Here is a 12756-nt window from a genome sequence, read left to right as displayed (position 1 = left end):
AGCGTTGATGGCTCAAGAAGACGACGACAGGCGCGCCTGGTTTCGGCGTGAGATCCTGCCGCTGGAGGCAGATCTTCTGGCCTATGCGCGGCGGTTCTGCCGCGATGGTCAGACCGATCCGGAGGATCTGGTGCACGAGGCCTTCGCGCGCGCGATCGCCTGCAAGACCTGGCGCGAGATCGGAAATCCGGGCGCGTTCGCCAACCGCGTCCTTCGCAATTGCGCCCTGGACGCGCTGCGCCGGCGCAAGGTGCTGACCATCACCGCCGTCGCCGACTTCGACCGGATCGAGCCGTTGGACGAGGCGCCCAGCCCTCATGCCGTCATCGAATCACGCGAAGAGCTGCGGCTGCTGGCGGACGCCATCGCGGAGTTGCCCACGCAGTGCCGTCGCGTCTTCACGTTGAGAAAAGTTTACAGCCTCTCGCCCGACGAGATAGCGGTTAGGCTCGGCTTGTCCGTCTCTACTGTCGAGAAGCATCTGGTGAAGGGTCTTCGGTACTGTTCCGACAAGTTGGGACGTCGTATCGGGCGTAAGAGTAAGGTCGACGAAGGACGCTCATGGAGCGCGAGACGGGATCACGACGCGAAGCGGTGAGGCAGGCGGCCGCCCTCTGGGTGGTTCGGCTTGATGACGCTTCGTGTTCCGCCGCCGACCGCGCCGCCTTCGAGGCCTGGCGCGACGAAAGCCACGAACACGAAGCCGCCTTTGAACGCGAAGCCGCCGCCTGGGCGCGGCTGGAGCGCCTGCGCGCCATGCGTCCGGCGGCCGAGCGGCCTGACCGGGACCTGCTGGCGGCCGAGCGCCGCCCGGTTCTGCCGCGTCTGAGCCGGTCGGTCTGGGCGCGCGGCATGGCCGCGGCGGCAGTGCTGGCCCTCTCTGTGGCGGGGGTCACCACCTTCGGCGGCGGCACGGCCTACGCCACCGCGATCGGCGAGCGTCGGGTCGTCGTGCTCAGCGACAACAGCCGAATCGAACTGAACACCGACAGCAAGGTGGTGGTCCGCTACCGGCGCGGCGTGCGTGAGGTGCGCCTGGTGCGCGGCGAGGCGGTGTTCGAGGCGGCCAGCGACTCCCGTCCCTTCGTGGTGCGCGCCGAAGACGCGGTGATGCGGGCCGACGGCGTTTCGGAGCTGGCGGTGCGTCTGCGCGCCGACGGGGCGACCGTGACGGTCAAGAAGGGCGCCGTCGCGCTTGACCCCGAACCCGCCCAGCCCAAGGACGAGATGCGCCTGAAGGCCGGCGTCGCAGCGGTCTACACCGCCGCCGGAAGCCGAGCTCGCGCCATCTCCGAAGGCGAGATCGACCGCGTCCTGGCCTGGCGCCAGGGCGCGATCGCGCTAAACGGCCAGTCGCTGGAACAGGCCGTGGCCGAGTTCAATCGCTACAACAGGCAGCAGGTGCGCATCGTCGATCCGTCTATCAATGGCCTGCGTCTGGCTGGCTACTTCCAGACCACCGAGCCGCGCAGCTTTGTCGACGCGGTCACCAGCACGTTCCCGGTGCAGGCGTCCGAGGATGACGACGGCGACATCCGGTTGTGGCGCAAGGGATAGATAGCTTCCATCACAACTGGGTGTCATCCCGGAAGCCTCGAAGAGGCTATCCGGGAACCAGGGAGTGACAGAACGCCTCGCGCGCCGCCCCTGGGTCCCGGCTCTACCCCCGGCTTTCGCCGGGGTCCGGCCGGGATGACACTTGGAATTGAGGCTAAAAAAGTCCCTTCGCCACTGGCGGAAACCCGACACGCGTGCGTCGATCCTTCAAAGGCGGTCCTCCATGGGGATGGAGGGCGCTTCGAGGGGTAAACAAGAAAATGACCATCAACACCCGTCGCCGCGCGGTTCGCGGCTTCCTGATGGCGTCGGCCGCCGTCCTGGTGCTGGCCGGCCCGGCGCTCGCGCAAGAGGCGCGGCACACGTTCAACATTCCGGCCGGCGATGCGGTGACCGCGTTGCAAGCCTTCGCCAAGCAGTCGGGCAAGCAGGTTCTGTTCCCGTTCGAGGCCGCCTCGGGCAAGCGCACCCCGGCGGTGACCGGCGACGTCGCCGACGCCGACGCCTTGGCGCGTCTGGCGAAGGCCGCCGGACTGGTCGTCCAGTCGGACGACGGCAAGACCATCACGCTGCGCCAGGCGCCGGCCGAAGGCGCCCAGTCCCAATCCCCCCAGTCCTCGCGCGCGGGGGCCGGCGCGACCAGTGAAGAGGCCCAGGTCGTCGAAGCGGTCGTGGTCGTCGGCTCGCAGATCGAAGGCGCCCGCACGACCGAGGCCCTGCCGGTCACGGTGGTCGGCGAGAAAGAGATCATCGCCACGGGCGCTGTTTCGGGCGACGAACTGTTCCGCTCGATCCCGCAAGCTGGCGACGTCCAGTTCCAGGAAGCCCGCACCACCGGCAACCTGAACGACGCGCGCGGCGACGTGGCCTCGCTGAACCTGCGCAGCCTCGGCACTGGCAATACCCTGGCCCTGCTGAACGGTCGTCGCGCCGTGCTGGCGCCGGGCACTCAGACCGAAAACCTGGTTCCGGTTCAGACCGTCAATACCAACGCCTTCCCCGTGGCGGGTATCAAGCGGGTGGAAGTGCTGCGCGACGGCGCTGCGGCCATCTACGGGGCCGACGCGGTGGCCGGCGTGGTCAACACGGTCCTCGACACCAAGTTCCGTGGCCTGAAGATGGAAGCCCAGTACGGCGGCTCGGAAGGCACCAGCTACCGCGAAGGCTCGTTCAACGTGAAGGCCGGCACCCGTCTGGCAGACGGCACGCGCCTGACCTTCTTCGGCAACTACACCGGCCGCAGCCGTCTGATGGCGTCGGAGCGCGACTATTCGGCCAGCGAGGATCACCGGGCGCAGGTGGCCAACACGCCGTGGGTGGACAACACCACCTTCGACAGCCGCTCGACCTCCAGCCCCTGGGGTTCGTTCACCCTCATCCCGGCGACCACCACGGTCCGCCAAGGCACGGCGACGCTGACGACCTCGGGCGTGTTCCACATCGAGCCGACCGCCAACACCGCCGCTGGCTGCTCCAGCACCGTGCTGACCGGCAACCTCTGCATCCGCTCGGGCACGATCACCGGCGCCAACAGCCGCGTTCTGCGCTATGACGAAAACCCCGATCGCACCCTGAAGGGCGGCGTCGAGCGCACCAACCTGTTCTCGACGGTCGAGCACGACTTCGGCGACATCACCGGCTATGGCGAAGTGGGCTACTACCACGCCCTGTTCACCGGCAGCCGCGAACAGTCGGCGCCGCTCAGCACCGCGCCGATTAGCATCGCCGCGAACGCCTACTGGAACCCCTTCGGTCCGACGACCAGCCCCAACCGTCTGGCCAATCTGACCGGCGTGCCGACCACCGGCCTCGCCATGAACATCACCACCTATCGCCCGGTCGACACCGGCCCGCGCACCTATACGGTGACGGACGACAGCTACCGCCTGCTGGGCGGGCTGAAGGGCGGCTGGAAGGGCTGGAAGTGGGATTCGGCGCTGCTGTATTCCAAGGCCCGCACCAAGGACATGACGCACGACGCGATCAGCAACACCGCGTTCCAGGCGGCCCTGAACCGCACGGATGCGACGGCGTACAATCCGTTCAACGGCGGCAGCCAGCCCAACTACTCGCTGGGCGATGGCACGCCCAACGATCGCGCGACGATCAACTCGTTCCTGATCAACGTCTATCGCATCAGCGAGACCTCGCTGACCCTGGCCGACTTCAAGATCTCCAAGAAGGACCTCTTCACCCTGCCGGGCGGCGATGTCGGGATCGCGGCGGGCGTCGAGTGGCGTCGCGAGACGTACAAGGACGACCGCGACAAGCGCCTGGACGGCACGATCAAGTACACCAACAGCGTCACCGGCGTGACCTACGGCACGGACGTCATGGGCGCCTCGGGCGCGCCGGACGTCAACGCGCACCGGTCGGTCGCCTCGGCCTTCTTCGAACTGGCCGTGCCGATCGTTTCGCCCGAGATGAACATCCCGTTCGTCGAGGAGATCAGCCTGCAGATCGCCGCGCGCGACGAAGAGTATTCGGACTTTGGCAACGTGCTGAAGCCCAAGGGCGCGATCTACTGGAAGGTCGGCCAGGGCTTCGCGATCCGCGGTTCGGTCTCGCAGAGCTTCCGCGCCCCGAACCTGCCGCAGTTCTACAGCGACGGCACGACGGTCTCGAACACCCGCACCGACTTCGCGGCCTGCCGGATCAACACGCCGACCGTCACCACCTGCCCCAGCGCCAGCACGATCGAAGTGCGCAGCGGCAACAAGAACCTGAAGCCGGAAGAGGCCGACAACGCCACGATCGGCTTCGTCTATCAGCCCACCTTCATTCCGCGCCAATATGGCAAGCTGACCCTGACCAGCGACTTCTGGTCGATCCGCGAGAAGAACATCGTGGGTATCCTGGGCGGCTATAACCAGATCGCCTACGACTGGTTGCTGCGCCAGAGCGGCTCGTCCAACCCGAACGTCGTGCGCGACGCGCCGGTGGGCACGGCCACGGTCGGCAACATCGCCTACATCAGCGACACCTACTCGAACCTGCAGCCGCGCATGGTGCAGGGCGCCGACTTCAGCCTGGACTACGACCTGGACGACACCCCCTGGGGCGACTTCGGCCTGTCGATCAATGTCGCCAAGCTCCTGAAGTATGACCAGGCTCCTGGCCAGACGGAGAGCATCCTTCTGCAGGCGGTCGCGGCCGGCAAGCTGCCGGGCATCACGATCGCCAGCGCCGGCAACCAGATCCAGTTCGACGGCTTCCCCGAGTTCCGCGGCACGGCCAGCGTCTCCTGGCGCAAGGACGGCTGGGGCGCGGGCGCGTTCGTGAACTATGTCGGCGAGGTCTATGACACCGGCCCGGCGCAGGTGAACGGCCAGTACTTCCCGATCAAGGAATGGACGACCGTCAGCTTCTACGGCCAGTACGCGTTCAAGGACGGCATGTTCGACGGCTCCACGGTCCGCGTGGGCGTGCGCAACGCCTTCGACAAGGACCCGCCGCTGTCGGCCTCGAACTTCGGCTACTCGGGCGCGCTGCACAACGCGACGGGGCGCTACTGGTACATGAACCTCTCCAAGCGGTTCTAGTTTGCTCCACCAGTCCGATCTCCCCGGCGAATGCCGGGGCCCAGATTGTAGGGCTCCGAGGGTCCAGTACGGCTCAAGCACAGCCTTATGATCTGGGTCCCGGCATTCGCCGGGAAGGTCGGATTGAAGATACGCGTTTATCCAACGAGGGCGTCGTGAAGCCTTTCCGCCTTATTTCCACCGGCCTAGCCGCCTTCGCCCTGGCGCTTTCGCCCATCGTCTCGTCCGAGGCGCTGGCCCAGAAGAAGCAGCTGCTGGAGTATCCCAGCATCCACTCGCCGGTGGTGGGCGAGCGGGGCATGGTGGTCAGCCAGAACGCCATCGCCACCAAGGTCGGCGCCGACATCCTGCGTCAGGGCGGCAACGCCGTGGACGCCGCCGTCGCCACCGCCTTCGCCCTGGCCGTGACCCTGCCGCGCGCCGGCAATATCGGCGGCGACGGCTTCATGATGGTCCACCTGGCTAAGACGGGCGAGACGATCTTCATCGACTATCGCGGCGTCGCGCCCAAGGCCGCCAAGCTCGAGACCTTCGTCGACGAGAATGGCAAGGAAATGGACGACGTGGCCTCGCGCGGCTATCGCGCGCCCACCGTTCCGGGCACGGTCGCGGGCCTCTACCTGGCGCATCAGAAATATGGTCGCCTGGCCTGGAAGCAGGTGGTCGAGCCGGCCTATCGCCTGGCCGCCGACGGCGTGGCCCTGTCGCCCGACGAAGCCTTTGTCTTCAGCTGGGGCAAGCAGCGCCTGTCCGAGAGCGAGGCCGGCAAGCAGACCTTCTACAAGCCCGGCGGCGAGCTCTATCGCGCCGGCGAGGTCCTCAAGCAGCCCGAGCTGGCCTGGTCGCTGCGCCAGATCGCCGACAAGGGCGCCGACGCCTTCTATCGCGGCGAGATCGCCCAGCGCTTCGCCGCCGACATGAAGGCCCATGGTGGCCTGATCACCCTGGAGGACCTGGCCGCCTACAAGGCCGAGATCCGTCAGCCCCTGGTCGGGAGCTATCGCGGCCTGACGGTCAAGACCTCGCCGCCCGCCAGCGCCGGCGGCGCGACCCTGCTGGAGATGCTCAACATCCTGGAGAGCTTCGACCTGAAGGCCACGGGCCTGGGCTCGGCCAAGACCCTGCACCTTCAGGCCGAGGCCATGAAGATGGCCTATGCCGACCGCTACAAGTATCTGGGCGACACCGATTTCGTGAAGGTCCCGCTGCAGGGCTTCACGTCCAAGGCCTATGGCGCCCAGCGCGCCAAGCTGATCAATCCCGACAAGGCCACGCCCGCCAAGGACCTGGGCGCCGGCGATCCGTGGGCGTTCGAAAGCCCGAACACGACGCACTTCTCGGTCGCCGACGCCGAGGGCAACGCGGTGTCCAACACCTATACGCTGGGGGCCGATTTCGGCTCGGGCGTGATGGTGGCCGGCGCGGGCTTCGTGCTGAACAACCAGATGAACAACTACGCCCACGAGGCCGCCTGGCGCGCGCAGAAGAGCGGCAAGCCGGCCCCGCCCAACGCCCTGCAGCCGGGCAAGCGCGTGCTCTCGACCATGATGCCGACCATGATCTTCAAGGACGGCAAGCCGTGGCTGATCACCGGCACGCCGGGCGGCAGCACCATCATCGACACGGTGCTGCAGGTCATCGTCAACGTCGTAGACTTCAAGCTGAACGTGGCCGAGGCCACCCACCAGCCGCGCATCTTCCAGGACGCCAGCGACACCCTGCGCGTCGAGCCAAACTTCAATCCCGACACCGTCGCCATCCTGAAGGCGATGGGTCATCCGATAACCTCCGACGAGACCATGGGCTCGGCCCAGTCGATCATGATCGAGCAGGGTCTCTATCTCGGCGGCGCCGATCCGCGTCGCCCGGGGGCCGAGGCGATCGCGCCCTGAGGGTCTACCTCCCCCCCTTGATCTAAGGGGACGCGATCTGTCGGCGCCGGAGCTGCCCCTCCGGCGCCGACTTCGTTTCTAGACTGTTTGATTTGTCTCAATGTCCGGGCGCGGGGGCGGGCGCACCTTCGCCTTGGTCGTCGCCGACGCCGGTCCAGCTCCCGGCGACTCCAGGCCGCTCCGGTTCACGCCAACCCCCGGAGCGGTAACCGCCTCGCGGATGTCTCCAACCGTCCCGAGACGAACTCGGCGCCGGACTTCCCCGTCCGGCGCCGATCTTATTTTCAGCCCTACTTTCCGCTCACCGCCGGCCCGTAGAGCAGGCCGTTGAACAGGAACTTGAACGTGCCCCACGACTGGGCGCGCTGGGTGATCTCGGGGCCGAAGGCGAAGACCTTGCCCTTGCCCACGGTGATGTCGAGCATCGCCGTCGAGCCCTTCAGCTTCTCCTGGCCCACGGCCCAGCCGCTGCGCAGCGGCTTGTCGCTGTCGAACCAGGCCACGCGCGAGACGCCCTTGACGTCGGGCTTCACGGTGAAGGCCGGGCTGCGGTCGAAGAACACGTCGACCTCCTCACCCGCCCCGTAGGCCAGCGGCTGTTTCGGATCGACCTTGGCCCGCAGGACTGCGCCAGGGATGTAGAGCTCGCGGTTCGACAGGGCCTTGAGCTGGCCGTTCTCGGTCTTGGCCGTGGCCACCTCGACCGGCGCGCCGAGCGCCGTGGCCAGGCGCGTCGAGGCGCCGATGGCCACGACCGTGCCGCCGCCCTTCACGAACTCGGCGATCTTGGGGACGGTCTTCTCATCGGTCACGCGGCCAAGCCACGACCGGTACTCGGCCGGAATGTCCTCGGGCTTGGGCTGGGCCCCGCCGCGGCCGGCGCGGAACGGACCGTCCGCCGGGGCGGGCACCACGCCGTCGGCGAAGACCAGCACGTCGAAGTCCTTGCCGATGTCGCCGGCGTCCAGGCGCTGCGGATAGACGACCTGGAAGGGCGCCTCGAACTGCTCGAACATCCAGCGGTTCCAGCCCGAAGGCATCGAGCCGCCGTAGACGTCGACCAGGCCCACGCGGATCGGCTTCAGCGCGATGGCGGCGCCCGCCGGCTTGGCGGCGACGGCCCAGGCGTCGATCCCCAGGTCTTTCACGCCCTTGTCGATCACCGCCTTGGCGGCGGGGGAGGCAGGGACCCAGATCGCGCCGGCTCCGAAGGTCTTGCCGCCGGCCTTGGCGCCGTCCTTGAGCCACTGGACCTTGGCGCCGGCCTTCAGCAGGCGGTTGGTCAGGGTGAAGCTGGCGTTGGTCTCGTGGCGGATCAGCCAGCCTGCGCTTCCCGAGCCCTTCACCGAACCCGGCGCGACCTTGATCAGGTCGGGCACCCGCTTGGTGGGCGCCTCGAAGGCGTCCAGCACGCGGTCGAACTTGATCCCCATCTGGTAGGCCAGGGTGTAGCCGGTGACGTCGTACGGCGCCTTGGGCGGGCCGCCCGGATACTCGGTGTCGTGCGGGTGGTCCTGCGGCTCGAACATGTCCATCACGTGCGGACGATAGGCTTGGGCCGTGCGGACCACGTAGGAGCCGGCGGGGTACGTCTTGCCGGCCACGGTGAAGGCCTTGTCGGCGACATCGACGTCGACGCCCGCCTTAATCAGGGCGTTCAGGAAGGCGACCACGGTCGGCAGGTCGGCCTGATCGGCGGGCAGGATGAAGCCGCGCGGGTCGCGCTGCTCGGGCGCCTGCATGATCGTCTTGTAGAGCGAAGGATCCGCCGAACCGCCGCGCCCGCCGGCCAGGGGCTTTTCCTTGCCGGCCGCGATCAGCGCGTCGACCTTGGTCGGGGTGATGGTCCAGGTGTCGCGGCTGCCACGCTTGATGCTGTTGTCGCCCATCTTCCAGATGTTGAAGAGCAGGCGCTCGCGGTTGCGCGAGGCGTAGTCCAGCACCGAGCGGTTCAGGCTGGCCTGGTAATCTAGCGTCTGCTGCAGGCGCCACATCTGGGGCGCGATCGGAACCGGCCGGTCGTTGCTGGGCAACTGCACCTCGGGGACCAGGTTGATCGGCGACGGGGTCGGGCCGCCGGTGATCTCGGTCAGCAGGCCGATCGAATTGTGGAAGTAGGCGATGGAGCGCTCCATCCCGTTGTGCCAAGTGGAGTAGGGGGCGGCGCTGCGCGCGCCGGTGCCGGGCTTGTCCTCGGCCACCAGGCGGCTGTGCATGGCCATGCCAACTTCCTGCAGCATGGTCATGACCAGCGGGTCGTAGTTGTGGTTGGCCGGATCGCGGAACGGCGGCACGAACACGACCATGCCGTTGGGCGCGGTCTGGTGCTGGTTGTAGACGATCTGGGGGAACCACTCGCGGAACAGCTGGCGGTTGACGTTGGTCGTCTCGGCCATGGCCGACATGAAGCTGTCGCGGTTGTTATCGTGGCCGATGTACTTGTGATACAGGCGCGGCAACGAGCCGAACTCCCGCTTCTTGGGGTCCTCGTTGCGCATGTACCAGTCGGAGATCATCTCCATCCCGTCGGGATTGTCGTGCGCGAACAGGATGATGCAGTCGTCCAGGAACCGCAGGGTCTCAGGATCGGTCCCCGTCAGCATCTGGTGGATGACCTGGATCTGGCCTTGTGAGGTCACAGTCTCGTTGGCGTGCAGGCCTGCGTCGATCCACACCACGGCCTTGCCCTCGGCGGCCAGCTTGCGGGCCTCGGCCTCGCTGACGCCCTCGGCCTTTGCCAGCTTGCGGGCGATGGTCCGGTACTGGTCCAGCTTGGCCAGGTTGGCGGGCGAGGAGACGATCGCCATCCATTGGGTGCGGCCTTCCTCGGTCTTGCCGATGTCGACCAGTTTCATGCGGTCGGACTTGGCGGCCAGCGCCTTCAGATAGGCTTCATAGGCGGTGTAGTCGGCCAGGAAGTAGTCGCTGCCGACCGGCTGGGCGAAGGCCGTCGCCGGCGAGGGCAGGTCGGACGCCGTGGCGCCGCCCATCGCGCCAAAGGCCAGCACCACGCCAAGGGCCGCTCCGGCCATCACCGCACTTCGTTTCATCGATCTCGCCCCATCAGCCTGTGGCGCGACCTTACGCGCGCGCCTTGTCCCTGGATGACGAAGGAGGACCGGATTTCCGCCCCCGGAGCAACGGGAGGGCCAGCCCATTTTTTCATCGGGCCTTAGAAGCGTCCGCGCGACGCCTCAGACGCCGCCAGGAGGAAGGCGCCGGCGCCATAGAGTTGGGTGTCGCCGGCCGCGACATGGTCTGGCGCATAGCCGACCTGCTGCACCCAGCCGAGCTTGCCGTCCGGCCCAACCGCGCGCGCCAAGGCGTTCCAGCCCAGCCGCGCCGACCGTGCGTAGCGGGACTCCTGCAGCAGGCCCTGGTTCACGCCCCAGGCCAGGCCATAGACGAAGAACCCGGTGCCGCTGGTCTCGGGCGGGCTGTTCTCGGGCGCCAGAAGCGACACCGACCAGTAGCCGTCAGCCTTTTGCAGCGCGACCAGCTTGGCCGACATCCGCTTGAACAGGGCGACATAGCGCGGGCGCGAAGGATGGTTCGCGGGCAGGGTCTTCAGGATGTTGACGATCCCGGCGTAGGCCCAGCCGTTGCCCCGGCTCCAGAAGATCTTGCGGCCCTGATCGTCGCGGCGATCAAAGTAGCGGCTGTCGCGGAAATAGAGGCCGTGCTCCCGGTCGAGCAGCCAGTCCGTCGCCGCCCAGAACTCGTGGTCGCCGTAAGCGGCGTAGCGCGGATCGCCGGTCGCGGCCGACAGGGCGGTCCAGGTCGGCGGGGCCATGAACAGGGCGTCGCTCCAGCACCAGCGGGCCTGGCACGGCTGGTCCTCGGTACCGTCGATGAAGGTCAGGTCCGCGCGGGGCGGATCGGCCAGGATGGCGTCGAACCGCGCCTTGACCGGCGCCAACTGGGCGGGGTCTTGGTCGCGGGCGTGCAGCCAAAGCCAGCTTTGGGCGATGACATGGTCGTCGGCGTGCAGGGGGCGCTTGCCAAGGCCCCAGGCCTGCGCCTCGCCGTGGGCGCGGAGGGCCTGAAGGTAGCCTGCATCGCCGGTCCGCTCGGCGAAGGCGGTCAGGCCCACATAGAAGGCCCCCTGGATCCAGCCGCGCGGGTTCTGTGTGCCGGGACGATGGGTTTGGACGTAGTCGAACCGGCCGTCCATGTGGCGCAGCTGCCAGTCGGCGACCGCGCGGCCCAGGGTTAGCGCAGAGGCGGCGACCTCCGCCTGCTCCTTGATCGAGGGGCCGGGCGCCGGGGCCGCCATGGCGGGGGGCGTGGCTAGGCTGAGACCGACCAGGATCGCGGTGATGGTGGCGCGCATGCGTCGTCCCCTCCCGTGCGCTAGCTGCGAGCGCTTCGCGATGGTCTTAACGGACAAGACCTGTTCTAGGCAATCGCGAAGACCAGTTTCGCGAGTTTGGCCTAGCCAATCTCGCGCCCGGCGCTATGGTCGCCGCAGGCCGCGCTTGACGGCGGGGAGGCTTTGAATGGTCCGGTGTTCGATGGCGATGGCGGCGAGCTGCCTCGCTCTTCTGGTGGCGGCGCCGGTAACCGCCGCGCCGGTGTGCCGGGCTGAGCAGGGCTACGCCGCCGACTTCGACGGGCGCCGCACCTTCCGCTGGAAGCCTAGGGCGTTGCGCGCCGCCAAGGCCCGACTCGCCGATCCGGAACTTGCGCCGGCTTACAAGGCTCTGCTCGCCCGCGCTGACAAGGCTCTGGCCGGCCCCGTCTATAGTGTGGTCGACAAGAGCCGCACACCGCCCAGCGGCGATAAGCGCGACTACATCTCGATGGGGCCGTACTGGTGGCCCGACCCGGCCCAGCCCAACGGCGAGCCCTATATCCGCAAGGACGGCGAAGTGAATCCCGAGCGGAACACCAACGCCTTCGACGCCAATCGCATGGAGACCATGGCCGGCGCCGTCGAGGCTTTGGCCCTGGCCTACTATTTCACTGGCGACACCCGCTACGCGACCAAGGCGGCTCAGCTGTTGCGGGCCTGGTTTCTCGATCCGGCCACGCGGATGAACCCGGCCATGACCTATGCGCAAGGCGTGCCGGGCCGCACCCTCGGGCGCGCCGAGGGCGTGCTGGACACCTATCGCCTGTTGCGGGTGATCGAAGCGGTCGGCGTGCTGGCCCCGTCCGACGCCCTGACCGCGTCGGAGCAGGCGGGCCTTGAAGCCTGGTTCGGCGCCTATGCCGACTGGATGCAGACCGCGCCGACCGGGAAGGAAGAACGGGCGGCCAGGAACAACCATGGCCTCTGGTACGACTACCAGTTGGCGACATTTGCCCTGTTCGCACGTCGGCCAGACCTGGCCCGCGAGGTGCTCGCCAGCGTGGGCTCCAACCGCATCGATCCGGAGATCGCGCCCGACGGCAGGATGCCCGAGGAGCTGTCGCGCACCAAGGCTCTGCACTACAGCTACTTTGCGCTGGAACCGCTGATCGGCATGGCCGAGCTCGGTCCCTGCGTCGGCGTCGATCTGTGGGGTTATCGCGGTCCGCAGGGGCAGGGGATCCGGGCGGCGCTGACGTACCTGGCCCAGTTCGTCGGCGACGCGGCGGCCTTCCCCTACAGGGACCTCAAACCGGAGGACGCCACGCGCGAAGCCCTGCCGCTCTACGACCTCGCCGCCGCAGCGTATGGGGACGCAGGCTTGGCGGCCAAGGCCGAGAGCATCGCGGGCCAGTCGCCGGCGGCTCAAAGCCGTCTGACGATCGCGCCCTTCAGGAATTGAGGCGAAGCG

At 67.8% G+C, this 12756-nt stretch carries 5 protein-coding genes and 3 pseudogenes; 6 read left to right on the top strand and 2 right to left on the bottom strand.

The annotated features are described in order from the left end of the window. The first annotated feature begins 4 nt into the window (after positions 1-4). The 5 genes and pseudogenes from CSW63_RS17910 to ggt all read left to right on the top strand — a co-directional run bounded on the left by CSW63_RS17910 (position 5) and on the right by ggt (position 6991). Positions 5-598: an RNA polymerase sigma factor gene (locus CSW63_RS17910; protein WP_168193687.1), complete on the top strand. Its 594-nt coding sequence runs from the start codon at positions 5-7 to the stop codon at positions 596-598. Then, a complete protein-coding gene (locus CSW63_RS17905) occupies positions 562-1557 on the top strand; it encodes a FecR domain-containing protein (RefSeq protein ID WP_062094362.1) in 996 nt (331 codons plus the stop codon). Before CSW63_RS17910 ends, CSW63_RS17905 begins: the two co-directional genes overlap by 37 nt. An 88-nt stretch (positions 1558-1645) precedes the next feature. After that, positions 1646-1725: pseudogene (locus CSW63_RS24205) on the top strand (hypothetical protein); the annotation flags it as partial. A 92-nt stretch (positions 1726-1817) separates the two neighbouring features. Then, on the top strand, positions 1818-5099 hold the full coding sequence (locus tag CSW63_RS17900; RefSeq protein ID WP_062094360.1) for a TonB-dependent receptor domain-containing protein: 3282 nt from the start codon (positions 1818-1820) through the stop codon (positions 5097-5099). A gap of 30 nt (positions 5100-5129) precedes the next feature. After that, positions 5130-6991 (top strand): annotated as a pseudogene (gene ggt, locus CSW63_RS17895) (gamma-glutamyltransferase). Positions 6992-7281: 290 nt separating this feature from the next. Here ggt and CSW63_RS17890 read toward each other — a convergent pair. Together CSW63_RS17890 and CSW63_RS17885 are read right to left on the bottom strand one after the other, a co-directional pair. After that, a pseudogene (locus CSW63_RS17890) lies at positions 7282-10132 on the bottom strand (M14 metallopeptidase family protein). Positions 10133-10163: 31 nt separating this feature from the next. Then, entirely contained in the window at positions 10164-11324 is a 1161-nt protein-coding gene (locus CSW63_RS17885; RefSeq protein WP_062094354.1) for a glycoside hydrolase family 105 protein, read from the bottom strand. Between the two features lie 166 nt (positions 11325-11490). Between CSW63_RS17885 and CSW63_RS17880 the strand changes: the two genes are divergently transcribed. Then, complete coding sequence (locus CSW63_RS17880) at positions 11491-12747, top strand: alginate lyase family protein (protein WP_062094352.1); 1257 nt, start codon at positions 11491-11493, stop codon at positions 12745-12747. Positions 12748-12756 lie beyond the last annotated feature (9 nt).

This window comes from Caulobacter sp. FWC26 (assembly GCF_002742645.2).
In the GTDB taxonomy this organism is placed as follows: Bacteria; Pseudomonadota; Alphaproteobacteria; order Caulobacterales; family Caulobacteraceae; genus Caulobacter.
The sequence above is the reverse complement of the archived record's forward strand: the minus strand, read 5'-3'. Positions and strand labels throughout refer to the sequence as shown.

Coding starts and splice junctions, on each gene's coding strand:
- CSW63_RS17900 (WP_062094360.1), top strand. CDS start 1,818: ATGACCATCAACACCCGTCGCCGCGCGGTTCGCGGCTTCCTGATGGCG.
- CSW63_RS17905 (WP_062094362.1), top strand. CDS start 562: ATGGAGCGCGAGACGGGATCACGACGCGAAGCGGTGAGGCAGGCGGCC.
- CSW63_RS17885 (WP_062094354.1), bottom strand. CDS start 11,324: ATGCGCGCCACCATCACCGCGATCCTGGTCGGTCTCAGCCTAGCCACG.
- CSW63_RS17880 (WP_062094352.1), top strand. CDS start 11,491: ATGGTCCGGTGTTCGATGGCGATGGCGGCGAGCTGCCTCGCTCTTCTG.